At 52.8% G+C, this 26,233-nt stretch carries 25 protein-coding genes; 14 read left to right on the forward strand and 11 right to left on the reverse strand.

Annotation, left to right across the window (positions count from 1 at the left end; all coding sequences use genetic code 11):
* Positions 1-10: 10 nt before the first annotated feature.
* From BLX24_RS17395 to BLX24_RS17420, 6 genes are all read right to left on the reverse strand, one after another.
* Positions 11-922, reverse strand: a complete 912-nt coding sequence (locus tag BLX24_RS17395) for a DUF1338 domain-containing protein (protein WP_071504457.1) — start codon at positions 920-922, stop codon at positions 11-13.
* Positions 923-989: 67 nt separating this feature from the next.
* Complete coding sequence (locus BLX24_RS17400; RefSeq protein WP_071504577.1) at positions 990-1,730, reverse strand: acyl-[acyl-carrier-protein] thioesterase; 741 nt, start codon at positions 1,728-1,730, stop codon at positions 990-992.
* Between the two features lie 107 nt (positions 1,731-1,837).
* Positions 1,838-2,764, reverse strand: a complete 927-nt coding sequence (locus tag BLX24_RS17405) for a helix-turn-helix domain-containing protein (protein ID WP_071504458.1) — start codon at positions 2,762-2,764, stop codon at positions 1,838-1,840.
* Between the two features lie 170 nt (positions 2,765-2,934).
* Positions 2,935-4,074, reverse strand: coding sequence for an acyl-CoA dehydrogenase (locus BLX24_RS17410; protein ID WP_177225864.1), 1,140 nt, complete (start codon positions 4,072-4,074; stop codon positions 2,935-2,937).
* A 114-nt stretch (positions 4,075-4,188) separates the two neighbouring features.
* A complete protein-coding gene (fabG, locus tag BLX24_RS17415) occupies positions 4,189-4,926 on the reverse strand; it encodes a 3-oxoacyl-[acyl-carrier-protein] reductase (protein ID WP_071504460.1) in 738 nt (245 codons plus the stop codon).
* Between the two features lie 116 nt (positions 4,927-5,042).
* Positions 5,043-5,513 (reverse strand): MaoC family dehydratase, encoded by a 471-nt coding sequence (locus BLX24_RS17420; protein ID WP_071504461.1) that lies wholly within the window; start codon positions 5,511-5,513, stop codon positions 5,043-5,045.
* A 17-nt stretch (positions 5,514-5,530) separates the two neighbouring features.
* Between BLX24_RS17420 and BLX24_RS17425 the strand changes: the two genes are divergently transcribed.
* Genes BLX24_RS17425 through BLX24_RS17435 form a run of 3 tightly spaced genes read left to right on the forward strand, consistent with a single transcriptional unit; the run spans position 5,531 to position 7,407 of the window.
* Positions 5,531-6,346, forward strand: a complete 816-nt coding sequence (locus BLX24_RS17425) for an alpha/beta fold hydrolase (RefSeq protein ID WP_071504462.1) — start codon at positions 5,531-5,533, stop codon at positions 6,344-6,346.
* Between the two features lie 23 nt (positions 6,347-6,369).
* On the forward strand, positions 6,370-7,137 hold the full coding sequence (locus BLX24_RS17430; protein ID WP_071504463.1) for a DUF2310 family Zn-ribbon-containing protein: 768 nt from the start codon (positions 6,370-6,372) through the stop codon (positions 7,135-7,137).
* Between the two features lie 60 nt (positions 7,138-7,197).
* Positions 7,198-7,407, forward strand: coding sequence for a hypothetical protein (locus tag BLX24_RS17435; RefSeq protein ID WP_071504464.1), 210 nt, complete (start codon positions 7,198-7,200; stop codon positions 7,405-7,407).
* Between the two features lie 6 nt (positions 7,408-7,413).
* On the opposite strand, the gene BLX24_RS17440 is transcribed toward BLX24_RS17435, so the two are convergent.
* The gene (locus BLX24_RS17440) at positions 7,414-9,312 is read right to left on the reverse strand and encodes a CBS domain-containing protein (protein WP_071504465.1); all 1,899 of its coding nucleotides are present in this window, start codon (positions 9,310-9,312) and stop codon (positions 7,414-7,416) included.
* A 131-nt stretch (positions 9,313-9,443) separates the two neighbouring features.
* On the opposite strand from BLX24_RS17440, the gene BLX24_RS17445 reads away from it, so the two are divergent.
* The 3 genes from BLX24_RS17445 (at position 9,444) to BLX24_RS17455 (ending at position 11,246) form a co-directional block, all read left to right on the forward strand.
* Positions 9,444-9,818 carry a VOC family protein gene (locus BLX24_RS17445; protein ID WP_071504466.1) on the forward strand — a complete coding sequence of 125 codons (375 nt, stop codon included), beginning with the start codon at positions 9,444-9,446 and terminating at the stop codon, positions 9,816-9,818.
* A gap of 77 nt (positions 9,819-9,895) precedes the next feature.
* On the forward strand, positions 9,896-10,819 hold the full coding sequence (locus tag BLX24_RS34005) for a DoxX-related protein (protein WP_310590789.1): 924 nt from the start codon (positions 9,896-9,898) through the stop codon (positions 10,817-10,819).
* Positions 10,806-11,246 carry a MarR family winged helix-turn-helix transcriptional regulator gene (locus tag BLX24_RS17455; protein WP_071504467.1) on the forward strand — a complete coding sequence of 147 codons (441 nt, stop codon included), beginning with the start codon at positions 10,806-10,808 and terminating at the stop codon, positions 11,244-11,246. Before BLX24_RS34005 ends, BLX24_RS17455 begins: the two co-directional genes overlap by 14 nt.
* Positions 11,247-11,248: 2 nt before the next feature.
* Here the strand turns inward: BLX24_RS17455 and BLX24_RS17460 are convergent, their stop codons facing one another.
* Together BLX24_RS17460 and BLX24_RS17465 are read right to left on the reverse strand one after the other, a co-directional pair.
* Positions 11,249-11,935, reverse strand: coding sequence for a TVP38/TMEM64 family protein (locus BLX24_RS17460; RefSeq protein ID WP_071504468.1), 687 nt, complete (start codon positions 11,933-11,935; stop codon positions 11,249-11,251).
* Positions 11,932-13,185 carry a TlpA disulfide reductase family protein gene (locus BLX24_RS17465; protein ID WP_071504469.1) on the reverse strand — a complete coding sequence of 418 codons (1,254 nt, stop codon included), beginning with the start codon at positions 13,183-13,185 and terminating at the stop codon, positions 11,932-11,934. Before BLX24_RS17465 ends, BLX24_RS17460 begins: the two co-directional genes overlap by 4 nt.
* Before the next feature lie 146 nt (positions 13,186-13,331).
* Between BLX24_RS17465 and rsmH the strand changes: the two genes are divergently transcribed.
* The 6 genes from rsmH to BLX24_RS17495 all read left to right on the forward strand — a co-directional run bounded on the left by rsmH (position 13,332) and on the right by BLX24_RS17495 (position 21,446).
* Positions 13,332-14,243, forward strand: coding sequence for a 16S rRNA (cytosine(1402)-N(4))-methyltransferase RsmH (gene rsmH / locus BLX24_RS17470; protein ID WP_071504470.1), 912 nt, complete (start codon positions 13,332-13,334; stop codon positions 14,241-14,243).
* Between the two features lie 234 nt (positions 14,244-14,477).
* Complete coding sequence (locus BLX24_RS17475) at positions 14,478-14,873, forward strand: FtsL-like putative cell division protein (protein WP_071504471.1); 396 nt, start codon at positions 14,478-14,480, stop codon at positions 14,871-14,873.
* Positions 14,866-17,016, forward strand: coding sequence for a PASTA domain-containing penicillin-binding protein (locus BLX24_RS17480; protein WP_083422036.1), 2,151 nt, complete (start codon positions 14,866-14,868; stop codon positions 17,014-17,016). Before BLX24_RS17475 ends, BLX24_RS17480 begins: the two co-directional genes overlap by 8 nt.
* Positions 17,017-17,029: 13 nt before the next feature.
* A complete protein-coding gene (locus BLX24_RS17485) occupies positions 17,030-18,487 on the forward strand; it encodes a UDP-N-acetylmuramoyl-L-alanyl-D-glutamate--2,6-diaminopimelate ligase (protein ID WP_071504473.1) in 1,458 nt (485 codons plus the stop codon).
* A gap of 104 nt (positions 18,488-18,591) precedes the next feature.
* Positions 18,592-19,806 (forward strand): phospho-N-acetylmuramoyl-pentapeptide-transferase, encoded by a 1,215-nt coding sequence (mraY, locus tag BLX24_RS17490; protein WP_071504474.1) that lies wholly within the window; start codon positions 18,592-18,594, stop codon positions 19,804-19,806.
* A 38-nt stretch (positions 19,807-19,844) separates the two neighbouring features.
* Positions 19,845-21,446: a M28 family peptidase gene (locus BLX24_RS17495; protein WP_071504475.1), complete on the forward strand. Its 1,602-nt coding sequence runs from the start codon at positions 19,845-19,847 to the stop codon at positions 21,444-21,446.
* A gap of 162 nt (positions 21,447-21,608) precedes the next feature.
* Here the strand turns inward: BLX24_RS17495 and BLX24_RS17500 are convergent, their stop codons facing one another.
* Positions 21,609-23,210, reverse strand: a complete 1,602-nt coding sequence (locus tag BLX24_RS17500) for an amidohydrolase family protein (protein WP_071504476.1) — start codon at positions 23,208-23,210, stop codon at positions 21,609-21,611.
* A gap of 110 nt (positions 23,211-23,320) precedes the next feature.
* On the opposite strand from BLX24_RS17500, the gene BLX24_RS17505 reads away from it, so the two are divergent.
* Positions 23,321-24,277: a hypothetical protein gene (locus BLX24_RS17505; RefSeq protein WP_071504579.1), complete on the forward strand. Its 957-nt coding sequence runs from the start codon at positions 23,321-23,323 to the stop codon at positions 24,275-24,277.
* Positions 24,278-24,352: 75 nt separating this feature from the next.
* Positions 24,353-25,117: a hypothetical protein gene (locus BLX24_RS17510; protein WP_071504580.1), complete on the forward strand. Its 765-nt coding sequence runs from the start codon at positions 24,353-24,355 to the stop codon at positions 25,115-25,117.
* A 161-nt stretch (positions 25,118-25,278) separates the two neighbouring features.
* Here the strand turns inward: BLX24_RS17510 and BLX24_RS17515 are convergent, their stop codons facing one another.
* Positions 25,279-26,229, reverse strand: coding sequence for a DUF8428 domain-containing protein (locus tag BLX24_RS17515; protein ID WP_071504477.1), 951 nt, complete (start codon positions 26,227-26,229; stop codon positions 25,279-25,281).
* Positions 26,230-26,233 lie beyond the last annotated feature (4 nt).

Raw genomic sequence — 26,233 nt, forward strand, 5'->3', positions numbered from 1 at the left:
GTCGCGTAGGTTATTTCCCGGTCTGGGAGGTAAAGGTACTTTCGAAAATCTTATCGGCATTGCCCGTCTCGAAGCCCTCACGGCGGTGCGCGCGCGTAACGGATTCCGGCGACAGGTTCCGGAACTGCGGCAATACCAGCCGCTCGGCAAATTCGACGTAGGAACCGGCAATGCGGTAGGTGTCGCCACCGGCAAAGTCCGCATCAATCATCTGCGCCACCGTCGACGATTGCCGCAAATCACCGTCCGGACTGATTTTTACCTTGCCGCCGGCCGTGTTCAGCTTAAAGCCATGCTGCTCCAGGAAGGCCACGTACTCGCCAATGGTATTGTATCCGGCCTTCAGGTTGTGCACGCTGATGGTGAAGTGATTCAGGTAATAGCGGTTATAGATTACCCACGCCGCATACTCGCTCTCGGCCAGCAGGGTCTGGTAATCAGCCAGGGTCGGGGTTTCCCAAAGGGGTTGGTGCAGGAAGGCATCGACAGCCTGCGCATCGTCGAGGTCAAGAGCATCAACAGGGTCACTCGTGACCTGATCCGTATAGTTACGGATGATCTGCTGCGCCGTTTCCGACAGCTCATGCACCCGTAGTTCACTCACGAAAATGCGCGGGAAACGCGGTTCCGGCGGACTGAACCAGTACGCGGTCAGTTTCTTTTCTATAAAGTTGTACTCGTCGCGCTTCTGGTAGCCGTAATGCAGAAATATTTTCTCGAACGAAGCGATGCCCAGATTCGGCACGCCCATGGTCCGGAACGCAATATGGTCGTTTTCAATATCGCCGGCCGAGGCAATGACGCCGTCAGCAATCATGGCATCGATGATTCCGTTTACATCGGGCACACGTTCCCGATAGCGGCTCATCAGGCCGTTCATGACGCCGTCGAGGGTTTCTATGTTGTTTGATGAAGTGCTCATACTCGTCAAATTGGTAAGTGATATAGGAAATTACGCGATTGTTAACAAAGTTACTACTCACGCCGGTTTATTGCCACACGCTCCGGGCGATCAGCAGCTCTTTTCCCGAATCCGCCTGTTCGATGCGGTGCTGGTAATTCAGTCCCTCTTCAAGCCGCCGCGACCCGACCAGCAGCGTATCCTGCCAGTGGCTTTCGGCCCGGTAAAACAAGTCGAGTTCCGTCAGCCGGTGCTGCCGCAGTGTATCGGCCTCCACCGACTCCAGCAGCCACTGCACATAACAGACGTTGTTGGTGTGCTGATTCTGATCAAGGTGGTAAAACCGCACCGGCTGCTCCTGCGTCACACAACCGGCCATCGGCACTGAATCGAGCTTCAGCGATAATTTCTCCTGCGGTACGATACCGGCCGGCGGGTCAACGGCGCGGATAAAGGGCGGCAGCGGCACCATCGTCCGGCGCTCCATGCCAAATGTCAGCCAGACGCTGCTGGCCACGGCCAGTACCGAGCCATCGGCCGCCAGCACCTGAAAATCGCGGTAGATGAAAAACTTTTCCACAAACGTCGGATAGGTTTTTACCGTCACGATGTCATTGTAAACAGGATATTGCTTGATCTGCAACCGGAAGCGCATCAGTACCCAGCCGAACCCCTGCCGTGCCAGATCGGCCATGCCGATGCCATAGTCGAGGGCGTTGCGGTTGGCGGACTCCTGCATCCAGTTCATGAGCGTCGGCACACTAAGCCGTCCGCTGGCATCGGTTTCGTAGCTGCGGACCTGGTACGTATCTGTCTGAATAAAGCTCATCGTGCAAAAATAGCGGTTGGTTTCCCGAAACCTGCTGATGCCGGACATGAAAAAAGCAGCTGTCGTTGCCGGCAGCTGCTTTCTGTCAAAGAAATATCTCCTGAAGCTTACACGTTCATCAGCGACTCGCGGCGACGCATTTTGCCGGCCGGAATACCGAACATCATTTTGAAACGACGGCAGAAGTACGCCGTGTCTTTATAGCCTACCTCGGCACCAATTGCGCGGATGCTTTTCTTGGTTGTCCGCAACAGGCCAACCGCCGCTTCCATGCGCTGGTACTCAATATAATCCTGCGGGTTGATACCGGTCAGCATCTTGAAATACTGCCCTACGTAATCTTCCGATACGTTAGCCACGTTGGCCAGCACTTTATTGGAAAGGTCTCCGCCCAGGTTATCCTTGATGTACGCAAAGATGTCGATCAGACGAGGATCTTTGAAATACGTACTGTTAGTCACCAGCTGCTCAACAAACAACCGGTGTTTCAGGATGTAGCGGATGACCTCAATAACGATCTCTTCCGTTTTGATTTTGATAATCCGTCCCTTACCGGCCGTATCCAGCATGTCTTCAGCCAGAATCTGGTTGATGGTACGGGCCAGCGACTCATCATGTTTGATGATAAACGGCGGAATATCCAGTGAGTTGAAAAAGTTAACCGAGTCAAACACTTTTGCCTCAAACGAAATGTAGGCAAATGAGTTTGGCAGGTTGCCAATCCGCTCAGGGTGCCGGTTCGCTTCGAAATAAAGCTCCCGATGAGTCATGAACTCCTCGTTCGTCACGGTTTTCACCGATGTGCCTTCGCCATAGGTTACCGTTAAGTGCTTCCCCCCCGGGATAAAGAGCATATCACCAACCTCAACCTTCTGTTTTTCTTCCCCAAACGATACCTCACCGTTGTACAGAATAGTCAGGGTATTTTCAACATCATAGTAGTTGACGATTGTAATCGGCTGCAAAATCCGGATGTTTCGCGATTTGATGTACTTTACACCCAGCGATTCAATTATTTTATTGTAGTCTTCCATAGCCCGAAAGTTTTGCCCCCTTAGTTTGGTGCTTCAAATTTGCACAAAACTAATAATTTGTACAAAACTAATACAAGTATAATTATTTCCGAATAATAAAAAAAAATAGCGCGTATTTAAGAAAAATACGCGCTTAGCATTAAAATAGTTTAATTTCCCGTAGAAAGCCTTTATCGAATAAGCTCCCGGGCAATCACTAATTTTTGTATTTCAGATGTACCCTCATAGATCTGCGTGATTTTTGCATCGCGCATGAGGCGCTCTACGTGGAACTCTTTTACGTATCCGTAACCGCCGTGGACCTGGACGGCCTCGGTCGTTACCCACATGGCTACCTCGGAGGCATACAGCTTGGCCATCGCCGCTGCCTGTACATAATCCTTGTGCTCATCCTTCAGCCGGGCCGCTTTGAAAACCAGCAGCCGGGCCGCCTCAATTTTCGTCGCCATTTCGGCCAGTTTGAACTGAATTGCCTGATGATCAAAAATTTGACGGCCAAAGGCTTTGCGTTCCTGTGCGTATTTCAGCGCCAGTTCGTAGGCTCCCGACGCAATGCCCAGCGCCTGCGCGGCAATACCGATCCGGCCGCCGTTGAGCGTTGACATCGCGAATTTGAAGCCGAAACCATCGTCACCGATGCGGTTTTCTTTCGGCACCTTCACATCAGAGAACATCAGGGAGTGCGTATCAGAGGACCGGATACCCATCTTATCTTCCTTTTTACCGACCGTAAAGCCCGGCGTTCCTTTCTCCACAATCAGGCAGTTGATGCCCCGGTGCTTCTTCGCAACATCGGTTTGCGCAATGACCAGACACGTGCCCGACGAGTTGCCGTTGGTGATCCAGTTCTTTGTACCGTTCAATAAATAATAATCTCCCTTGTCCTCAGCCGTGGTGTGTTGTGAGGTCGCATCCGAACCGGCTTCGGGCTCCGACAGGCAGAATGCGCCGATCCGTTCGCCGGTAGCCAGCGGAACCAGGTACTTCTGTTTCTGCTCTTCCGTACCGAACGCTTCGAGGCCCCAGCACACCAGCGAGTTGTTGACCGACATAATCACCGACGCCGACGCATCAACTTTGGAAATCTCTTCCATGGCCAGCACATACGAAACGGTATCCATGCCGCCCCCGCCGTATTCGGGCGAGACCATCATGCCCAGGAAGCCTAATTCTCCCATTTTCCGGACCTGCTCCGCCGGAAACTTCGCTTCGTTGTCCCGCTCGATCACACCCGGCAACAGTTCGGTCTGCGCAAAATCGCGGGCGGCCTCCTGCACCGCCAGATGCTCTTCGGTTAAGTTAAAGTTCAATCCCTGCAGTTCGAGTGTTCCCGATGCCATAAGCACGTCTTTTGGTTTTTAATTGATATGAAGTGTCGTAAAAATAAGAAAAAACCGTATGCATGCATACGGTTTTAATTAAAATTAACTGGCTTGTCCGCCGTTGACCCCCAGCACCTGTCCGTTGACAAACGACGCCTCGTCGGAGGCCAGAAAAAGATAGGCCCAGGCAATGTCGTTCGGCTCGCCCATGCGCTTCACCGGAATGGTCTGGATTACCCCCTGCCGCGCCTCTTCGGGCATGGCATCGGTCATGTCGGTCCGGATAAAGCCGGGTGCAACGGCATTGGCCGTGATGCCTTTCGGGCCCAATTCCTTCGCCCATGTACGGCACATTGCCACAACACCGGCCTTGGTCGCCGAATAGTTGGTTTGCCCGAAATTGCCGTGAATCCCGACCACCGAAGAGGTGCAGATAATCCGGCCATAGCCGCGCTCGACCATGTACGGCACAATGGCCTTTGTACAGTTGAAAACGCCGGTCAGGTTCACATCAATAACCTGCTGCCACTCCAGATGCGACATTTTCAGCAGCGTCCGGTCACGCGTAATACCCGCATTGTTGATCAGGATATCAATCCGGCCATACTGCTCCACCACGTCGCGGGCGGCGGCTTCCAGGGCAGGCACATCCGTAACGCTGATTTTCACAAACTCCGCCTGAAAACCAGCTTCCCGAAGCGTTGCGGCCGTTTGTTCGCCCTCGTCGAGCATATCCCAGATAATGACCGTTGCCCCTTCGCGGGTAAATACTTCGGCAGCGGCCTTGCCGATTCCACGGGCCCCGCCCGTAATAATCGCTACTTTATTTTCAAGACGCATGTTATAATTTTCGTATTAGTTATTTCCTCGTAAACCACGGAGTCCGGCACGGAGTGGCACGATAGAATAACTCCGTGTTCTCTGTGCTATTCCTCTGTGTCCTCTGTGGTAAATCATTACTCAAAAAGCAACGTAATCCACTCGGCAACGCAGGCCGGTTTATCAACCCCTTCGAGCTGAAAGGCAATGTCGGTGATCACCCGAAGCCCGGTACTGCCGGCTCCGGCGGGTTGCGGCTCTACCTGCTGCAGCACCGCCGACAAGCGTAACCGGCTGCCAACAGGCACCGCCCCGGTAAATCGCACTTTGTTGGTCCCGTAATTAATACCCATTTTTACGGAGTCAACACGGTAGATGGTTTCCATGAGTTTTGGGGCGAGCGAAAGCGTCAGAAAGCCATGGGCAATGGTGGTCCGGTAAGGCGATTCGCGGGCCGCACGCGCCGTGTCGGTGTGAATCCACTGGTGATCGCCGGTTGCATCGGCAAACTGATTGACCATCTCCTGGGTAACGGTCAGGTAATCGGACTCGCCGAGCGGTTTGCCAACATGGGCCGCGAATTCCGTTAAAGTTGAAAAAGTTAGCATAGGCATTGGGGTTTAGTATGACCGACGTACACACATTCACCGATCAGGGCAGCCGGCTCACCTACCAGCGGTTGGGTACGGGGCCACGGGCATTGCTGGCGTTCCACGGCATGGGACAGCGCAGCACCTGCTTTGCCCCGCTCGACCGTGTGCTGCATGATGAGTTTACGATCTACAGCTTCGATTTATTTTATCACGGTGATAGTTCGTGTTTGTCTGGCGACGAATATACGGAGGGAGAAGTCCTGACCAAAGCGCGCTGGCAAGAACTGATCATGACGTTTATCAACCAGCAGGGCATCGACCGGTTTTCGGTAGCGGGGTTCAGCCTGGGCGGCCGTTTCGCGCTGACGACCGCCGAACTGTTTGCCGGCCGCATCGACGAGCTGTGGCTGTTTTCGCCCGACGGCATCACCATTTCGCCCTGGTACTGGATTGCCATTCATTCGCGGGCGGGGCGGTGGCTGTTCCGGTATTTTCTGGCCCACCTGACCACGCTGCACCGCGCCGGGCTGCTGCTGACCCGGCTTGGCCTGCTCGACCGCAGCCTCCTGCGCTTCGCCGAAAGCACCTTGGCAACACCCATCCAGCGGCAGCGCGTCTACCGGTCGTGGCTGGGCTTCCGCGAGATGCAGGTGCGGCTGAAGCCGCTGGCGGAGCGCCTCAACAAAGCCAACATACGGGTCCGGTTTTTCATGGGCCACTTCGACCGCGTGTTGCCGCCGTCGGCCATGCGCCCGCTTACCCGCTATCTACAGGCCTACGATGTCCGCGTCATCAAGGCAGGGCATAACAGGTTAGTGGAGCGGATTGCGGAGAGCTGGGGAAGGTGATAATCTGAAACACACAGTTTATTATGTATGTACAAAAAGTCTCACTGGAAATTAAGTCGGATGCAGCTATAGACGAGGTGGTTGATGCATTTATCGTATTGCTGAATTTTTATCGTGGCAGCGGCCAAAAGCAAGGTAAAATTGAATCACAATACGTTTCAGGCAACACAGTGACCGCCTATCCGTTTACGCTGGAGTGCGACTCACTTGATAAGAGCCACAATAACTTCTACGTTAACAGGCAAATCGAAAAACTGGAAACTATCTGTCAGTCAGATGTACAGATCACAACAATTGGTAAGTCACATGATGACTATACCGGTCCGTGTACATGTCATAAACCAGAGTTCTATATTCTGAAAACGGATTACATTAGTATCGATTCGCCTGTCACATGCGGTAGCTGTAATCATCGGGTTCCCTTATACCGGCTTCCTGTTTATGAGGATCATGGTTATATGCCAATTTTGAGCTGGGAAACTAATTACGTTTCCTGCGATAGTCTCCAGATGAACTGCGAAGTTGGAGAACAATGGGCTACCAGGCAAATGCAGGATGTTCGCTCTCAGCTTTCGAAGCAAGGCATTACCATCTGCCATACAATTGAACAATTGACAGCTATCCCAACATATTACTACCTCTACAATTACAGAAGGCGTCCCAATAAAGTCACTCAGAATCATTGCCCTAATTGTAAGCAGCCCTGGAGCCTCAAAAAAAGACTACACCGGTTTTACGATTTCAAATGTGATTTTTGTCGGCTCATCTCAACGGTTTCGCTTAACACATAAGTATTTGGGTCTTGAGATCCATCAGAGAACAATAACAGATTTCTTAAAAGACATTACAACATGAGAGTAGAAAAATTAGACAGCCTGACCGCCTACCAGAATGCCTCACTGTACACAAACCTCTTTAGCAAAGCAGTGAAGCGGGCCAAGGAAATTAATCGTAAAAATGGATTACCGAACGACTTTGTGAGACAAGGTAAACGTTACTATGAGCTTCCCAATGGCGAAATCGTTACCCAAAATCCGTTGACAGACGGCGAGACGAAGTAAACCTTCCTACTCCCGCATCACCTTTACATTCCCGATATATACCCCGACCGCCTTACTGTCGTTGGTGACGTTGTTCCAGAGGAGGTTGCTGAACGACTGCGCCGGATCGACGCCGCATAGCTTGCAGGCCCCTCCGTAGGTCATCTTAAAATCCGAGGGCTTGATTACTACATTGTTGTTCACCAGCACCGACACCGCTCCGTCTTTCACCTGAACGCTGATGTGAACGCTGGTTTTCCGGTTAGTGAACGCCTTGAGCGGGTATTCGGCCGTGATACCCTTCACAAAATTCTCCTCGTTTACTTCCGGCGTGTTGCTGATCTTGACCCGCAGCAAACCGCGATAGTTGCTGGCATCATCGGCCTCGTTACCCGCCTCAACCCGCACGGTGATCGATGCATCTTTCAGCAGATTACTTTTCGTTTCCGAATTGTTGGCCGACAGCGGGCGGCTGGTGATCATCAGCTCTACGGCTCCCCCCGTCCGGCCCGAAAACCCGTTATCGGTCGCCACGTCATATTCCAGCGTAAAGTTCTTCGGCAACGGCGCTTTCAGGTACATCGGTTTGATGCTGCGGCCAACGCCCATTTTCAACCAGTTGCCGCTGGTGCCGGGCAGGTTGGTCACCGCAAACGGGGTGCTACCTGTCCGGTAATAATACCAGTCGGCGGGTTCGCTGCCCACGGCGTCCTTGCTAAATGTTTCCTGAAAATGTACGTTGGCCGGCAAATTCGCCGGGGTGGGCGGGGCGCTGCCGGTGTAGGCATTCCGCTTGCCGTAGGCCTCCAGTCGTGCCTTGAGTTCAGCTTCGTTGGCGGGGGAATAGGACTTGCCTTTTACCTGGTCGGGTGCAAAAAAGTAGTTATAGATGTACTCGTAATTGATGTTACGGGTCATGGCAGCATACATCTCGTAATTTTTGTTGCCGTCGTTTTTGGTATGGTAGGGAAAAATGGCGGCAATCCAGACCGGTTCCGCACCCCGCATCTTTGTGATCGTCTCTGCCCCAATCTTATACACCGGATAATACGATGAATTCGGCGCATTCGTAAACACATCCCAGCTACCGGTCGTAATCTGCCGCCAGTCAAACTGCGCATTGGTTACCCTGGCCGGTTCGTTCAGGCGGCTGCGGTATTTGTCTTGCAGGCTCCGGATATTGGCCCGGATCTTATCGACTTCTTCCGTTTTCAGCTTCATCACCGAAGGCACGTTTTCGGGCCGGTCGCGCCAGCGTTCGGTTTCGTCTTTCCGTATTTTTTCCAGCACCCCATCCATCGACGCCAGCGCCCGGTCCAGAAACTCGCCTTTCGTCACCGGAATCAGGGGCAGTTTATTGCCGGGCGTCAGGTAAACGGCGCAGGTATTTTCGTTGTACCACGTCAGGTAGCGGGACACGTTCGGATCAATATCCGGGTTCCGGTCCTTCATGGCATCCTGCCTGCCAAACGGGGCAAACCCTTTGGACTCCATCGTAAAATACCACGCTTCCGGCGACGACATAAACGCGATATCCGAGGTGCCGGCCAGCAGATTCGCCCCGACATTAAACCGCGGAAAGCCCGTTTCACCGATTGGCTTAAAATTCTTCTGCGCATTCAGGTAGTTGTAATCGACATCCCAGACGCTGAACAGCACATGGTAGTTGTATTCCCTGACATAGCGCTGGTATTCGCCCAGACCCGCCACGGGGGTGTAGCTTTTTTTCACCCACTCGGCGAATTTATTCACATACCCTTCCCGCTGTTTATCAACCGGCGACGTTTTGGGTTTGTAATTACGGTCGTAGTAGTTAGCCGGATCCCAGCCGATAACGGTTGTTTCCAGCCGTTGTTCACGGGTAAGCTGCGCGCGGGTGAGGACCGGAAGCAGAAAGGCTGTAGCAAGAAATACGAGTTTTTTCATGAGGGATATGTGCACGAAACCGGTCTTAAAAATAACGTCAGCCTTTCCGGCTCAGCCGGATGATTTAGAATACGGTATTAATTTCTACTACCACTCCCCTCCTCCCGAAACTTTTGCATCTTTGGCAGCAGATGGATACGACAAAGCAGCCAGTAAAATCACTACGCCCGTTTGTGGGCGCGAAAGACTATGCCGTCTCGCGGGCTTTCTACCACGACCTGGGGTTTGACGAGCATATGATCTCGGAAAAAATGTCGCTCTTTACACGCAACGACGTTAGCTTCTACCTGCAGGACTATTACGTTAAAGAATGGGTGGAAAACACCATGATTCTCCTTGAAGTTGACAACGCGGAGACCTACTGGAGCTATCTGCAACAGCTTGACCTTGAAAAGAAATACGAAAACATCCACCTCGTCCCGACCCAATACAACAACTGGGGGAATGAATGCCTCCTGATTGACCCCGCCGGTGTACTCTGGCACTTCGCCCAGTTTTTCCGGTAACATTTTCCGCTGTACGCTGTTTTAGAAAAAACACATACATTTGTATCGTGTACGACATAATCGCAAAAGATAAAAACATGCAGACAAACCAAACCACTACAATACAGAACATCTTCCGGGTTATTCTCGGATTACTGATGCTGATGGCCGGTATCGGTCATTTAACGTTTCAACGGGCAGAGTTTCAGGCACAGGTACCGAACTGGGTGCCGCTCAGTAAAGATGTGGTTGTCATTTTGTCGGGTGTCGCGGAGATAGTGCTGGGGGCCAGTGTGGCCTTTTGGGCTAAACAACGGATAAACGCCGGTTTAGCACTGGCGGCTTTTTATGTCCTGATTTTTCCGGGCAACATTGCCCAGTACCTCAACCACACCGACGCATTCGGCCTTGATACCGACCAGAAACGCCTGATCCGGTTATTTTTTCAGCCAGTACTGGTTCTGTGGGCGCTCTGGTCGACGGGCGCGTTGCGGCACCTCATGGCGATGTTTAGCGGCAGAGTAACCGTGGCAAAGCATTTTTACGATTTACAGGCAGAAGACATCAAAGGCCGTACTACGTCGATGGACACCTATCGCGGTAATGTGGTGATGGTGGTCAACACCGCCAGCAAATGCGGCCTGACGCCTCAGTTCGAAGGGCTGGAAGCGTTGTATAAGCAATACCGCAGCGAAGGGCTGGTGATTCTGGGCTTTCCGTGCAACCAGTTTGCCGGTCAGGAGCCAGGCTCAGCAGAGGATATTCAGGAATTTTGTCAGTTGAATTACGGGGTCAGTTTTCCGATGTTTGCCAAAGTCGATGTCAACGGGGCGAATACGCATCCGGTCTTTGCCTACCTGAAGGCGAAACTGGGCGGAGCTTTGGGCAGTACCATCAAATGGAATTTTACGAAATTTGTCCTCGACCAAAACGGCAATCCGGTAAAACGCTTCGGCCCGACTACCAAACCGGAAGACATGGAAGCTACCATCAAATCGCTTTTACAGCATGACAACCGCTGAAAAACTACATCTGGAAAACCAGCTTTGTTTTCCGCTTTATGTAGCGTCGAGGCTGACGACCCGTATGTATGGCCCGCTGCTGGAGGAGCTGGACGTTACTTATCCGCAGTATCTGGTCCTGCTGGCTCTGTGGCAAACCGATAGTCAGACAGTAGGTGAACTGACAAAGCGTTTATATCTGGAAACTAATACGCTGACCCCGTTGCTGAAGCGGCTGGAACAAAAGCAATACATCAGCCGGAAGCGGTCGGTAACAGATGAACGGAGCGTGCAGATAAGCCTGACCGAAAGCGGCCAGGCACTGAAAGAGCAGGCATTATGTATTCCGGAGAAAATTGCGGAACTCGTCCGGGATTCGACCATTGATATGCAGGAACTTACCAGCTTCTACCAGACGCTGCAAAAAATAATCCAGAACGCCGGCTGATCTCAGGCATGAGGCACTTCTTCGGGTTTGTAGCGGCCCAGAACCAGCCAGAACCCGATAATCGACGCCACGAACAGGCCAATGGTAGCCAGTTGCATGCCACTGGCCTGATTCGGGTGTTCCAGCAGCTGACGCAGCTCCTGCGCCTGTAACCCGGCCCCCACTGCCAGGATGGTTCGCGGAATCATCCCCATAAAGCCGCCCAGCAGAATGTTCCGCAAACGGGCCCCGGATAAAGCAAAAACCAGATTCGTCAGCGCAAACGGCAGTACCGGCGACAGCTTGGCGAAGAAAATAAACCAAAGCTCCCGCTGATGAATGCGGGCCAGCACCTGACGGGCCTTTTTATTGTTTTCGAGGTAGGTCAGCAGTTTGGGCTGGTTCAGGAAGCGCACCAGCAGATTGACCAGTGCGATGGCCGCCATGTTGAGAAAAAACACCGGCAGCAGGGCCGGCCACCCTAAAAAGTAACCGAATACCAAAGCCAGAAAGGTGGGTGGCGTCAGGGCAAAGGTGGAGGTCACACAGCACACCAGCGTTGCGATCAGCCATTCGGGGCCGGTCCATGCCGCAAACATCGCTTCGCGGGTGATTACTTCATACGTGATCAACGAACTGGTCAGCACGGGCATTACCGTGAGCAGCACGCCCACCACGGCCGGTATTACCGGCTTTTTTGTTGGGGTCATTCAGCCAATAATTTGTCGATCAGCCGGTTGTATTCTCCGATGTACTGATCGTAATATTTACCCGTTCCCGGACCGGAAAAGCCCGTATGGATATGCCGCACCTTGCCTTTCTTATCGATGAAAATCGTTGTCGGAAAAGCCACCACCCGATTCAGGGCAGGTAACGCTTTGGATGCCTGGGCCTTGTCGCTTGTACCAGCCAGCAACACCGGATACTCAACGCCGAAGCGCTCTTTCATCCGCTGTATTTTCGGGCCTGACTCGGCCAGATCGGCTGTTTTTTCAAACGCCAGCCCAACAATTTCGACGCCGCGTTTCTGGTTACGTTTGTACCAGGGGGCCAGAAAACGGGTTTCATCCATACAGTTCGGGCACCATGTACCCAAAATCTGCACAACCGTCACTTTACCGTTAAAACGTTCATCATTTAGTGATAATTGCTTCCCGTCGGGTTGCGGAAACGAAAAAGCGAAGGATTGTCCCTCTTTGATATATGTCAGTTTAGCCGGATCGGGCAAGGCCGCTTTCGGGTCGGGCTTTGCGGTCCAGATTTCATGGCCGGCCACGCCCGCCCAGAAATCGCCTTTCAGCGTCCGGTCAGCGTTTTGTTTTGCTTTGAACGTGAAGAGGTGGGAGCCGTCGAAACAAGACAGCAGCAGGCTGTCGCCGTACACGTTACCGGCCAGGTAGCGGTAATCACCGGTTTCGGTCAGGAACGTGCCGGTCACCTGATTGCCGGTTTGTTTGAAAATGCCCACGGCCGGATAGGCACCGCTGCCATCCGGTTCGCTGAACGTGACGGCCCATGTGCCTCCGAAACTGGCTTTCGCCTGATCGGTTGTGGTTGGCTTAAACCGTGCTGCCGTGCCATACTGTGCCTCAAACGGCAGCGTCTGGTATTGCTGTGCTACCCGGCGGCGCTTCCAGTAGCCTTTCATGGTATTTCCGGAAACATGCGCCACAATTTCTGAATCAAACAACGCCATCGGAATCCGGAGCGTATCGCCCTGCATGCTGGCTGCATCCATCGGCAGGCGTTCGGCGCCGTTCACGGCATAGACGGTATATGTGTGTACACCCTTAGCCGGATCGGCCGTCGGCTGAACATCGAGGCCAAACGGCAGCTCTCCGCCCGCGTTTTTGATTACGGCGCGCCAGGCACCGGATTTAACCGAAGCCGTCGATTGTGCGGATACCAGAACCGGCATTCCCGCAAACGCCAGCAGACAGATGGTCAGGATTTTCTTCATACCACAAAAAAATAACGCCGGTCAGGATTGCCGTATACTACCGCACAATCGGGCGCGATTTGCTAAGTTTGTAACTGACAAAAGTTTCGGATTGGTTCCTTACCGGCCCGGGCTTTGTCTGAAAACAACGACCCATACATGTCTTTATGACTGAAAATAGCACTTACCATACCCCGGTCATGCTTCAGGAATGCCTTGACGGCCTGAATCTGACCCCGGGCGGCATTTACGTTGATGTTACCTTCGGCGGAGGCGGGCACAGCCGGGCCATCCTCCAGCGGCTGGAAGGTGGCCGGCTGGTTGCGTTTGACCAGGACCCCGATGCCCGGCTTCAGGCGCAGCACATAGGCGACCCGCGACTGACGTTCATTGCCGCTAACTTCCGGTACCTGCAACGGTATCTCCGGCTGTACGGCATCCGGAAAGTCGACGGTATTCTGGCAGACCTCGGCATTTCGTCGCATCAGATCGACACCCCGGAACGGGGCTTTTCCACGCGCTACGACGCGCCGCTCGACATGCGTATGAACCAGCAGGGCGAGCAGACTGCCGCCGATGTAGTGAACAATTACCCCGAAGACCAGCTGCATCGTATTCTGGGCATGTACGGCGAAATCACCAATGCCCGCACAGCAGCCGGTGCGATTGCTGCCAGCCGGCTGAACAGCCCGATCAAAACCGTTAACGACCTGAAAGCCGCCCTGCAACGGTATGCGCCGCGGGGTAAGGAAAATAAGTATTTCGCGCAGGTTTTTCAGGCTCTCCGCATTGAAGTGAACGAAGAGTTAAAGGTGCTCGAAGAATTTTTGCTGCAAGTGCCCGACGTACTCAATCCCGAGGGCCGGCTGGTCGTTATGTCGTATCATTCGCTGGAAGACCGGCTGGTGAAAAACTTCATCAACAAAGGCAAATTTCACGGCGAGGTAGAAAAAGACCTGTTTGGCAATGACCTCAAACCCCTTCAGTCGGTAACCCGAAAACCGGTAGAAGCCAGCGACGAAGAAATCAGCCGTAATCCCCGCGCCCGCAGCGCCAAGTTACGCATCGCCGAAAAATAACGTAGGGGCGACCCCACGTGGTCGCCCAAAACCATCCATGTGGGCGAACAAAAACCGTACGGGCGACCCCACGTGGTCGCCCAAAACCATCCATGTGGGCGAACAAAAACCGTACGGTCGACCCCACGTGGCCGCCCAAAACCATCCACGTGGGCGAACATGCATCAATCGCATATTCGCCCAAAAATCATCCACGGGGCGACCACACGGGGTCGCCCGTACGACATGCAACGTATGGCAAAGAATACATACCGTACCCCCAAAGTCAAAGCCGAAATCCGTCAGAAGCGGAAAAGCCGGCTGCGTATGTTCATTGACAATGTCATTGGCTTCGATCACTTGTTTGGCGAGGGCGATAACGCATGGCCTATCCGCAACATCGAACGTATTTTGTGGATTACTGTTCTGATGACGGTTTACGTCGGGCTCAATCACAACGCCGAGCGGCTCGTCCGGCAGATTCAGCAAACGAAGACCAGTGTCGATGAGCTTCGGGCGAAGTACACCACACTGGAAGCTGATTTCATGAAAAGCGGCAAACAATCTGAACTGAGTAAACGGGTGGCCCCGCTGGGTTTAACTGACGGACAGACCCCACCCCGCAAAATAATTGTCAAATCCGATGAGTGAGAAGCCATCCAACATTAAGCAGGAATTTCTATTGCGGGCAACGCTGGCCTTCATTGCCATCGCCCTGTTTGCGGTGGCGGTGGTGGTCAGGCTCGTCTATGTACAGTTTTTTGAGGTGTACGAAGGCAAACGCTGGATTGAACGGCTTGAGGGCGTTAAAATCCGGCGGGATACCCTCCGGGCCATGCGGGGTAATATTTATGCGGCCGACGGGCGCAGCCTGCTGGCCACCTCGCTGCCTTCCTACGATGTCGGCCTTGACCCAACCGTCGCCGATTCCTTGTTTTTTGCCCGAAAGAAAGATTCGCTGGGCACGGTGCTGCACAATGTTTTCCGCGACCGGACCAAAGAAGAATATATCCGGCTGGCGGAGGATGCGCGGGAAGAAGGCCTGCAATATGTCTCGCTTCCGCGGCGGGTCAGTTTTTCGGAGCGGGAGTACATGCGCAAATGGCCGTTTTTCCGGAAGCGCGACCGTATCGTTACCCATCCCGATAAGAAGAACCTTAAACGTACCAAAATTTACCGGGGTGGCGGCGGTGTGTTCCGGGCGTATTATGAACGGTATCATCCGTTCGGGACCATGGCCGAACGCACGCTGGGTATGCTGAACCCCGAAAACGGCAAAGGCCTCCGCGGACTCGAAGAAAGCTACCAGTCAGAACTGGCCGGTAAAAACGCGGTTGGGCTCATTGAGGTATTGTCGGGCGGTGTAAAAAAACCGGTCGAAGACGGCCCCGACATGCGCCCCGAACCCGGCATGGACCTCTATACGACGATTGATGTTAATTATCAGGACATTGCCGAGTCATCGCTGCGCAAATACATGGAGAAGTTTCAGGCCGACAAAGGCTGTGTACTGATCATGGAGGTTGCTACCGGCGAAATTAAAGCCATTGCGAACCTGACTCGTTCGGGTGACCGGTATTTCGAAAATTTCAACCACGCCCTGGCTGGCCGCACCGATCCGGGCTCCACATTTAAGCTGGCGACCATGATCGCCTTGCTGGAAGAAAAGGCCATCACCCCGAAAACGCTTGTGCCAACCGGTAATGGCCGGACTACTTACCGGGGCGTTGAGATTAAAGACTCAGGGCATAAAGGATATGGTACGATCACGGCTCAGCAGGTGTTCGAAAAATCGTCAAACGTGGGTATCCACCTGATGATGAAAAACTATTTCTACAGCCGGCCGGACCTGTATTGCCAATACCTGCGGAAATTTAAGCTGACACAGCCCACCGGCATTCACATGAAGGGCGAGGCCAAACCTTTTATCCGGAACCCCGACATGAAAGGCTGGAGCAGAACCTCGCTGACGTTTATGTCGTATGGTTATGAAATGCTCATTACGCCGCTTCAGATGGCCACGTTCTACAATGCCGTTGCCAACGACGGCAAATGGGTTCGCCCTATGCTTGTGAAGCAGGTACGGCTGGCCGACGAAGTAATCATCGATAACAAACCATATGTTGCTCCTGAACCAATCTGCTCGGAGCGCACCGTGAAACTGGTGAAAAACATGCTGGAAGGCGTGGTCCTGCACGGTACCGCCAGTAAAATCGGGACAAAATTCTACCGGATCGCGGGCAAAACCGGAACGGCTCAGAAAAAAATGGGGCAGTCGGGCAGCTACTACTCGTCATTTATCGGTTACTTCCCCGCCAACCGACCCAAATACACCGTATTGGCGGCGATTGACAATCCGCGCTTCAGCAACAACGACTCACTCTATGGCGGGAAGGTAGCGGCGCCGGTTTTCAAGGAGGTGGCCGACCGTATTCATGCCTTTGATATTCACATGCATCCCCCACTCGTTAAGCGGGCGACCAAACATTTACCGGACCTGAAAGCCGGTCTGGCCGAAGACCTGCATACCATCGGCACTGAACTGGCCCTGGCAGGTGAGCCGGATACCGACGGGTGGGTACAGAAAACAAAAAGCGGCGGCTGGAAAAGCCAGTCATCCAATCAGAAACGCGTTCCTGACGTACGGGGGCTGACCCTCCGCGATGCGCTGTATCTCCTTGAAAACAGAGGCATCCGTGTCAGCATAACCGGACAGGGACGGGTAAAAGAACAATCCATTGAACCCGGCACGGCGATAAAAGGCCCGCAGGCCATTGCGCTGGTACTGGAGTAACTGAATAACGTATATGCAACTCAAAGACATTGCCTATAAGGTGTCGCTGCTCGCTACGTCGGGAAGCATGGATACCGACATCACCAGCATGACCATGGACTCGCGCAAGGCGGGTACCGGCAGCCTGTTTATCGCGGTACGGGGAACGGTCACTGACGGACACCATTTTATCGATAAAGCCATTGAGCAGGGTGCGTCGGCCATCCTGTGCGAGGCGTTGCCGCAGAATCTTCGGCCGGAGGTAGCCTATGTCCAGGTGCAGGACTCCGCCAAAGCCATGGGCCTTATGGCCGCCAATTTTTATAACCACCCGGCAAAAAAGCTGAAGCTGGTGGGTGTCACAGGCACGAACGGCAAAACCTCAACGGCTACCCTGCTCTTCCGCCTGTTCCGGGCCCTGGGTTATCGCTGTGGATTGCTGTCGACGGTCCAGAACCAGATCGACGATGAGGTAATCCCGTCGACACACACCACACCCGATTCGATTACGATCAATGTGCTGCTGAGCGATATGCTGCGTCACGGCTGTACGCACGTATTTATGGAAGTCAGCTCACACGCCGTTGTGCAGGAGCGGATCGCGGGCCTGACCTTTGCCGGTGGTATTTTTACCAACATTACACACGATCACCTCGATTTCCACAAAACGTTTGATAACTACATTAAGGCCAAAAAAGGCTTTTTCGACCAGTTGCCCGCCTCAGCCTTTGCGCTGGTAAACGTGGATGACAAACGCGGTATGGTGATGTTGCAGAACACAGCCGCCCGCAAGGAAAGCTATTCGCTCCAGACCCTGGGCACGTTCAAAGGCCGGATCATTGCCGACGGACTGTTCGGGCTGGAAATGGACATTGAAGGCCGCCACGTCTGGTTCAAACTGATCGGTAAGTTCAACGCCTATAACCTGCTGGCTGTGTATGGCGCAGCCGTGCTGCTGGGCGAAGACCGCGATGAGGTCCTGACCCAGTTATCGGGTCTGATGCCCCCGCCAGGCCGCTTTGAACAGGTAATTTCCGGCAACCAGATCGTGGGTATTGTCGACTATGCCCATACGCCGGATGCCTTGCAGAACGTACTGGAAACGATTGCCAGCCTGCGCAACGAAAATGAACAGGTTATTACGGTTGTCGGTTGCGGCGGAAACCGGGATGCCGCCAAACGGCCGATCATGGCCGAAATCGCCTGTAAATTCAGCAATAAGGTGATTCTGACCTCCGACAACCCGCGCAACGAAGACCCGATGGCCATCCTGGAGCAGATGCAGGCCGGGGTGCCGCCCATCGATTTTAAGAAAACCATCACCATCGAAGACCGGAAAGAAGCCATTCTGAAAGCCGTGTCGATGGCCCAACCCCGCGATATTATTCTGGTAGCCGGCAAAGGGCACGAAACCTATCAGGAAATCAAGGGTGTAAAATACGATTTCGACGATCGGCAGGTACTTCGCGACGCCTTTGCCGCTAAAAATTAATCGGAGTTTTCTTACCTTTGATGGCTAATAGAAGAGCGAAAAGCCGAAAAAGCGAAAGAGTGAAGGCATTCTTTCGCTTTTTCGCTCATTCATAAATTACCTCCATGCTCTATTACCTGTTTACGTACCTCGACCGGCACTTTGACTTTCCGGGAGCTGGTGTATTCCAGTATATCTCGTTCCGGGCACTCGGCACCGTTATTACGTCATTACTGATTGCCGCCGTTTTCGGCCGGAAAATCATCGACACGCTTCGTAACCTCCAGATCGGCGAATCGATCCGTGATCTGGGTCTGGAAGGCCAGATGCAGAAACGCGGTACGCCAACCATGGGCGGGTTCATTATTCTGGCCTCACTCCTGATTCCGGTCCTGCTGTTTGCCAAACTCTCCAATGTCTACATTGTCCTGCTCATCATCTCGGCCATCTGGACGGGGCTGATCGGCTGGCTTGACGACTATATCAAGGTTTTCAAAAAAAATAAGGAAGGCTTACACGGCCGGTTTAAGGTAGTAGGCCAGATCGGTCTGGGGCTGATCGTGGGATTGACGCTGTCGTTCAACGACTACGTAAAAATCCGCGTGTATGACAAACCGGTGGTCAGCACTGATCTGGGACGCCAGCTCCAGCATTACACCGACGTTAAATCAACGCTGACGACGGTTCCGTTTCTGAAAAATAACGAGTTTGACTACAGTTCGCTGCTTTTTGGCTTCCTGCCCGATGAGTATACCTGGATTGTTTATACCCTCGTTTGCATTTTCATTATCACCGCCGTATCGAACGGGGCCAATATCACCGACGGTATCGATGGTCTGGCCGCCGGCACATCGGTGATCATCGGACTCACCCTCGGCGTACTGGCATACCTGTCTGGTAACGCGCGCTTTTCGGAATACCTGAATATCATGTATTTACCAAACTCCGGAGAGCTCGTAATTTTCTGTGCGGCCTTTGTCGGGGCCTGCGTCGGCTTTCTCTGGTACAACTCCTATCCGGCGCAGGTATTCATGGGCGATACGGGCAGTCTGATGCTGGGTGGCGTGATTGCGGTACTGTCGCTGTCGATCCGGAAAGAAATGCTGATACCGGTGATGTGCGGGATTTTTCTGGCCGAAAACCTTTCGGTGATCATTCAGGTCAGCTATTTCCGGTATACCAGGCGGAAATACGGTGAAGGCCGAAGGGTATTCCTGATGTCGCCGCTGCATCACCACTTCCAGAAGAAAGGCTATCACGAGGCCAAAATTGTGACCCGCTTCTGGATTGTGGGTATTATTCTGGCCGTTCTGACGCTGGTGACGCTCAAACTGCGCTAATCGTTGTATTACCTTACCATCTTAATATCATCAACTCAATGAATCGTAACTGGATTCTTTACGGGCTGCTGGCGGCACCACTCGCCCTGCAGGCTCAAACCCAGGACCCGACGCCGTATGCGAAGACCATTACGGCAGCCGATCTGGAAAAACACCTCCGCGTCTTAGCGTCTGACGAAATGGAAGGCCGTGAAACCGGAACCCGTGGCCAGAAAAAAGCGGCTGATTACATCGCGAAATACTTCAAAAGCGAAAAGCTGACGCCCATCGTTAAAGACGACAAAGGCAAGGACTCGTTCCTGCAATCATTTAACCTGTACCGCAAAACATGGGGTGATTTCTACGTGAAAGCGGGTGGCCAGACGTTTACTTACCAAAAAGATTTTACGAGCAATGGCTTGCTGAACCTGCCTTCGGAAACGTCATACGAAACCGTTTTTATCGGCTACGGCATCAGCGACAGCGCCTACGACGATTATGCCGGTGTTGACGTAAAAGGCAAGGCTGTTGTCTTCCTCGACGGTGAACCGAAAAAAGCTGACGGCACATCCGTAATCAGCGGTACGAAAGACGCCTCAAAATGGGGGTCGGCCGATAGCTGGCGCAACAAAACTACGCTGGCCAAAGAAAAAGGAGCAGCTCAGATTTTCATCGTTTCGGCCGAAACCGGCGAAGGCTTCAAACGCGTACTGGCACAACGGGGTGCCCTGGCCGGCCGCTTTAACCGGTTAATGCTGAAAAGCACAACCGAGAACGTCGGTTCAGTAGGCTCATTCCTGATTTCAGCTCCTATGGCGGCGGCCCTGTTAGGTACTCAGGCCGATCAGCTGGCAAAAGCCGGTGAGCAGATCGGTCAGGCAGGCAAGCCAACCGCTTCGTCGATGAAGGGACAGGTAGCCGTCAAGGCCGAACGTAAAGAAGAAACCGTAAGTACCGAAAACGTACTGGGCTTCCTGGAAGGTACTGACAAGAAAGATGAAGTCCTGGTTATTTCGTCGCACTACGACCACATCGGTATCAGCCCGGATGGTCAGATCAACAACGGTGCGAACGACGACGGATCAGGTACGATGTCGGTACTGGAAATTGCGCAGGCATTCGCTAAAGCCAAAGCCGACGGCAAAGGCCCTCGCCGGTCAATCCTGTTCCTGACCGTAACGGGTGAAGAAAAAGGGCTGTTAGGTTCTGAGTATTACGCCGATTTCAGCCCGGCTATTCCGCTCGAAAAAACGGTTGCTGACCTCAATATCGACATGGTGGGCCGCGTCGACGACCTGCACCTGGGTAAGTCAGACAATTATATTTACGTGATTGGTTCAGACAAGCTTTCGTCGGAACTGCACACAATCAGCGAAGCGACCAACGCGAAGTACATCAACATGGAGCTGGACTATAAATACAATGATCCGAAAGATCCGCAACGTATTTATTACCGCTCTGACCACTACAACTTCGCGAAGAAGAAAATACCTATCATTTTCTATTTCAACGGCTTACACCCTGATTACCACCGCCCAACCGACGACGTTGACAAAATCGACTTCAAACTGGCCGAAAAATCAGCCCGTCTGGTGTTCTACACAGCCTGGGAAATCGTTAACCGCGACGGCCGTCTGGTGGTAGACAGCAACAAGCCTTAATTAAAGAGTGAAAGAGCGGGCAGCATAGCCGCCAAAGAGTGAAAGAGCGATTGACGTTAACTGTCAATCGCTCTTTTGTTATCTTTTATAGTGGTGGCACGACTTGAAGTCGTGCCACCACTGCTATCACCCCGCTCTTTCACCCTTTATCTCTTTCGCTCTTTATCTCTTCACGCCCGGCTGGGTGATCTCGAAGTTTTCTTTCTTTTTAGCGTCGGATACGATGCGGCGGACATCAGCCAGCAGTTGTCTGGCGTCGTATACAATGCCGTCCTTTACCGTATATTTCACACCACCGACCCGTTCTACCTCATTTTTTTCGTTTAAATGGATAGCACCGGTGCCGTACAACGTCTTCAGGTTCGCCAACGGATTGACGTCTGTAATCACAAAATCAGCCAGCTTGCCCACTTCAACCGATCCGATCTGATCGGCCATACCCAGCGCCTCGGCCCCCTTGATCGTTGCTGCCCGGATTACCTCCAGCGGGTGAAAGCCAGCCTCCCGCAGCAGTTCCAGCTCCCGGATGTAGGCAAATCCATACAACTGATAAATAAAGCCCGAATCAGACCCCGTTGTTACGCGGCCGCCACGGTTTTTGTATTCGTTGATAAACTGCATCCAGAGCTGGTAATTCCGCTTCCAGGCGACCTCCTGCTCCGTTCCCCAGTTATGCCAGTATGAGCCGTGCGAGATACGGCTTGGCCCGTAAAACCGCCACAGGCTCGGCAAGGGATACTCATCGTGCCATTCGGCCCGCCGCGCCAGCATGAGTTCACGGTTGGCTTCATAGATGTTAAACGTCGGGTCGATGGTGAAGTCCATGGCAATAAGCTCATCCATGACCTTGTTCCACTTTTCGGTGCCGGGTTTAGCTGCCTGCAACCATAGCTTACCGGCTTCTTCAAACCGGTTTTGTTCGTTATTGTAATTGTAATCGGCCGGATAGTTCTGTACGGTTTTGTCTTCAAACAGTGCTTCGGGCAACCCATACCAGTGCTCCATAGACGTCAGACCTGCCTTTGCCGTTGCCAGCACATTCATACGCGCCACTTCCAGCTGGGCATGGTGGCAGGCCGACCGCAGCCCCAGTTTCTTGTTTTCATCGAGCGCAGCGCGGAACACATCCGGTTCGGCACCGAAAAACTTGATGCCGTCAGCGCCTTTTTTGGCATTCTCCCGTACCCATGCCCGTGCCTGCTCCGGCGTCGTCACCGGCTCCTTAGCCCCCTGCCCGAACGAGGTGTATGCCTTGATGCGCGGGGCCACAATCTCATTTTTCTCGCTGCGGGCCCGCTGATCAAGCACCCAGTCAAGGCCGTTGCCCGCCGACGGGTCACGAACCGTAGTAATGCCGTGGCCGAGCCATAGTTTAAACACATACTCGGCACTGGTGCCCTGCGCTTTACCGCCGATATGACCGTGCATGTCGATAAACCCCGGCATCAGGTACATGCCCTCGCAGTTAAGCTCCTTATCACCCGGACCGGCCTGCGGCCGGCTTTTGGCATCAACCGGAACGCCCGGATACCCTACCTGCCGGATCTGGGCAATGCGGTTTTTCTCGACCACAATATCAACCGGACCGACCGGCGGCGCGCCCGTGCTGTTAATCAGTGTTACCCCGCGGATGATAAGCCGGTTGTGCGGTCCATCGCCTTCGGCAGTCTTCCGGGCGGGGGCCTTTTCGATTTGTGCCGACGCATGATAGCCGGTTAGCAGGAGTGCGCCCAGGGTCAGGGCATAGGTAAACAGTTTTTTCATGAGGAGTACAGAACTTGAATGCCGATGAATACCTTGAAAAATACGCAGTTTCGGTAATTTTGGCAAAAACTCAGCCGGATTCTTCTCCGATACCGGCGTTGTCGCTCCCGATGAAAAAAGATACGGTAACTAAATACTTCTTACTGGGCATTGTGCTACTGTCCGTAGTCTTCGCCATTGCCATGAAAGCCACCATCTTCCAGAAGGAGCCGACTCCGCCGCCCGCCCCCGCGCCGGCCGAAAGTCAGGCGTTCCGCGACTATTGGTTTGGCGGTAAGGCCGAAATCAATAGTTACCAGCTGGAGCAGGCGCAATATGGCAGCCTGATGCCCGGTAAAGCCGTGCTGATTTTTGTGACAGAAGATTTCCGCACCGATACCCAGGTTAAGTCTGAAAGCGAAGCTACCCGCGATCAGTCGACGCCAACTCTCAAGACCAACTTCATCCGCAAGTTTGTGACCGGTATCTACGATTATTCGCTGTTTACGTCTGTCTTTACTCCCATTAATAATCCGGTTTTTCCGCGTACGCTGAAAGTAAGTACATCAGGACAGGAATGGTGCGGGCATAGCTATATCCAGCTTAACCTGCGCAGCACTGGCTATGCGGTTTCCGGCCGGTCCTATTTTGAGAAAGAAGCAGCCGAAGACTATACGGTGGCCAAGGTGATGCTCGAAGACGAGCTCTGGAACCGCATCCGGCTGGCGCCTGAAAAACTCCCGACCGGCTCAGTACAGCTTATTCCCGGTACCCAGGCGGCCCGTCTGCGGCACCAGCGACTCGACCCGCAGACCGCCGACATCTCGCTGTCGGCCTACGCAGGCACGACCTTCAAAGGGGATTCGCTTCAGGCTTATACTATTGATTATAAATCAGATAAGCGGAATTTATTGATCGTTTTTGAAAACAAGTTCCCTTTCCGCATCGTTGGATGGGAAGAGACCTACGCAACCAAAAACAAGGTGTTAACCTCACGGGCGGTCTTACAGAAAACCATTCAGTCTGATTACTGGAACCGGAACCAACCCGTAGATTCTACCCTTCGCCGGTCACTGGCAATTCCGTAAAGGTCTCTCTCGTTAACCATAGGATTAACCGAATCAGCCCCCGGGCCACGGATTCTCCTGTAAATGCATATTCCGATGAAGCAACTACTAATGACCGGTCTGATTGGACTGGCACTTTTGGGGTGTTCTTCTGAAAAAGAAAAACCCGTACAGACCGACGAACCCACGTATACGCTCATTTTTATCGATAAATCGGTCAGCGTAAATGTCAATCAGGCGTTTGTCAACCAGAAATACACGCAGGAGATCAGCAATCTGATTGAGGCCAATCTGCATACAAAGGGAGATAAGGTAGAGGTTTATTTCATTCATGATAACACCTCAAAAGCGCGGGCCCTGTCGCAGAGCGTCCGCTCGGAGATGGATGATGTATCGAACGCCAGCCCAACCGACCGCGAGGCGGCTCAGGCAGCCTTTGATCTGTCGCTGCAACGGGAGAAAACCATGATCCGTCAGCGTGTTCTCCAGCAACTGACCCGTCAAAACAGTTCGCTTTCCAATCAGCGTACTGATATCTGGGCCAGTCTGCCGGTGATTGCCAAAGCGAACGAAAGCGGCATGCTGGTGAAGGTATATTATCTGAGTGATATGCTCGAAAGCATGCAAGGAACCGGCCGGCGCGATTTACACGAGAATCCGCCCCGCGACGATGCCCAGGCCGAAGAATGGGCCAAAGCCGATGCCGGCAAACTAAAGCAATATACCATTGGCAGTCCGGAAGTTACGATGGTTCTGCCATTTGAGCCCAACGCTTCCGCTAAAGTTAACAACCCGACAGTCACGCATTACTGGCAGACGCTTTTTAGTGAGCTAGGGGTTAGCAGCGTTGAGGAGCAATGAATTTAAAGAGTGAAAGAGCGGGAGAGTGAAAGAGTAGGTGCATGCCAACACACTTCTCAATCGCTCTTTCGCTCTTTACCACTTTCTCTCTTTAAAAACAAAAAAGTGGTGGCACAACATAAACCGTGCCACCACTAAAACGTCTAGTTCAACAAAGACAATTAACGGACGGCGAACGCGCCGGAACCGATTTTAAAGCCTTCTGAGTAGAGCTCAATAGTGTATTTCCCTGGTTTGTAAGGGATACCACGGGTATAGAGCAATTCTACTTTTTGTGTATTGTTGGTGTAATTTACCGTCTGTTTAGTAGTATACACCGTTTCATTGCCATCTACCTGGAATGTACCCGAACCGTTAGCCATATCGGACACAATCGCGCCATCCGGATCAAGTACCCGCACAAACACCTCTTTAGGTTCTTCACGAGTCAGCGGGTTATCCAGCAGTGTATATTCCAGCTTAATTTTGTCCAGACGTTTTGCCTTGTAGGCATCATCTTCTTTCACTTTTCCTTTGTTCGAGACAGCGTAGACCTTCACGTTCTGGGCTTTCAACGCCGCCGCCCGTGTTACCTTAGCCGTCAGATCCTCGTTCTGCGCAACAAATGTCCGGACCGAATCACGGGCTACCTGCCGTTCAGTACGCAGGCTTGTGTTCTCGGTATTCAGCGTTTCATTGGTTGTTTTCAGCACACCGTTTTCACGCTGCATTTGGGCGATAAGGGTATCTTTTTCCATCAGGAAGCCTTCGTATTCCTTGATTTTGGCATCGTATTTCGCCATCAGCGCACGGGTGTTGGCCGCGTTGCCTTTACGCAGAGCGGCTTTATCGTTTTCCAGCTGCGCCTTTACCTTCAGAAGTTCATCTACGTTACCACCCAGCTTCTTCACCTCGGCGATTTTAGCATCCAGAGCCGTTGAGATCGAGTCCAGTTTAACCCGTGTATTAGACAGTTCTTCTACACGCTCGGCAATAGTTACTTCCTGATTTTCAGAGACTTGTTTCTGATTAAAATAGAGGTAGCTTGATACACCGGCTAACCCTGTCATGATAATAAGGGCAGCGAGCAAGGCCCCACTTGTACGTGGCCGTTGTTGCGGATTATTTTCCATAGCT

This window comes from Arsenicibacter rosenii, from assembly GCF_001870735.1.
GTDB lineage: Bacteria > Bacteroidota > Bacteroidia > Cytophagales > Spirosomataceae > Arsenicibacter > Arsenicibacter rosenii.

Bases quoted from the DNA above. Each gene is read 5' to 3' on its own strand.
- BLX24_RS17395 (WP_071504457.1), bottom strand. From the start codon at position 922: ATGAGCACTTCATCAAACAACATAGAAACCCTCGACGGCGTCATGAAC.
- BLX24_RS17400 (WP_071504577.1), bottom strand. From the start codon at position 1,730: ATGAGCTTTATTCAGACAGATACGTACCAGGTCCGCAGCTACGAAACC.
- BLX24_RS17405 (WP_071504458.1), bottom strand. From the start codon at position 2,764: ATGGAAGACTACAATAAAATAATTGAATCGCTGGGTGTAAAGTACATC.
- fabG (WP_071504460.1), bottom strand. From the start codon at position 4,926: ATGCGTCTTGAAAATAAAGTAGCGATTATTACGGGCGGGGCCCGTGGA.
- BLX24_RS17420 (WP_071504461.1), bottom strand. From the start codon at position 5,513: ATGCTAACTTTTTCAACTTTAACGGAATTCGCGGCCCATGTTGGCAAA.
- BLX24_RS17425 (WP_071504462.1), top strand. From the start codon at position 5,531: ATGACCGACGTACACACATTCACCGATCAGGGCAGCCGGCTCACCTAC.
- BLX24_RS17430 (WP_071504463.1), top strand. From the start codon at position 6,370: ATGTATGTACAAAAAGTCTCACTGGAAATTAAGTCGGATGCAGCTATA.
- BLX24_RS17435 (WP_071504464.1), top strand. From the start codon at position 7,198: ATGAGAGTAGAAAAATTAGACAGCCTGACCGCCTACCAGAATGCCTCA.
- BLX24_RS17440 (WP_071504465.1), bottom strand. From the start codon at position 9,312: ATGAAAAAACTCGTATTTCTTGCTACAGCCTTTCTGCTTCCGGTCCTC.
- BLX24_RS17445 (WP_071504466.1), top strand. From the start codon at position 9,444: ATGGATACGACAAAGCAGCCAGTAAAATCACTACGCCCGTTTGTGGGC.
- BLX24_RS34005 (WP_310590789.1), top strand. From the start codon at position 9,896: ATGCAGACAAACCAAACCACTACAATACAGAACATCTTCCGGGTTATT.
- BLX24_RS17455 (WP_071504467.1), top strand. From the start codon at position 10,806: ATGACAACCGCTGAAAAACTACATCTGGAAAACCAGCTTTGTTTTCCG.
- BLX24_RS17460 (WP_071504468.1), bottom strand. From the start codon at position 11,935: ATGACCCCAACAAAAAAGCCGGTAATACCGGCCGTGGTGGGCGTGCTG.
- BLX24_RS17465 (WP_071504469.1), bottom strand. From the start codon at position 13,185: ATGAAGAAAATCCTGACCATCTGTCTGCTGGCGTTTGCGGGAATGCCG.
- rsmH (WP_071504470.1), top strand. From the start codon at position 13,332: ATGACTGAAAATAGCACTTACCATACCCCGGTCATGCTTCAGGAATGC.
- BLX24_RS17475 (WP_071504471.1), top strand. From the start codon at position 14,478: ATGGCAAAGAATACATACCGTACCCCCAAAGTCAAAGCCGAAATCCGT.
- BLX24_RS17480 (WP_083422036.1), top strand. From the start codon at position 14,866: ATGAGTGAGAAGCCATCCAACATTAAGCAGGAATTTCTATTGCGGGCA.
- BLX24_RS17485 (WP_071504473.1), top strand. From the start codon at position 17,030: ATGCAACTCAAAGACATTGCCTATAAGGTGTCGCTGCTCGCTACGTCG.
- mraY (WP_071504474.1), top strand. From the start codon at position 18,592: ATGCTCTATTACCTGTTTACGTACCTCGACCGGCACTTTGACTTTCCG.
- BLX24_RS17495 (WP_071504475.1), top strand. From the start codon at position 19,845: ATGAATCGTAACTGGATTCTTTACGGGCTGCTGGCGGCACCACTCGCC.
- BLX24_RS17500 (WP_071504476.1), bottom strand. From the start codon at position 23,210: ATGAAAAAACTGTTTACCTATGCCCTGACCCTGGGCGCACTCCTGCTA.
- BLX24_RS17505 (WP_071504579.1), top strand. From the start codon at position 23,321: ATGAAAAAAGATACGGTAACTAAATACTTCTTACTGGGCATTGTGCTA.
- BLX24_RS17510 (WP_071504580.1), top strand. From the start codon at position 24,353: ATGAAGCAACTACTAATGACCGGTCTGATTGGACTGGCACTTTTGGGG.
- BLX24_RS17515 (WP_071504477.1), bottom strand. From the start codon at position 26,229: ATGGAAAATAATCCGCAACAACGGCCACGTACAAGTGGGGCCTTGCTC.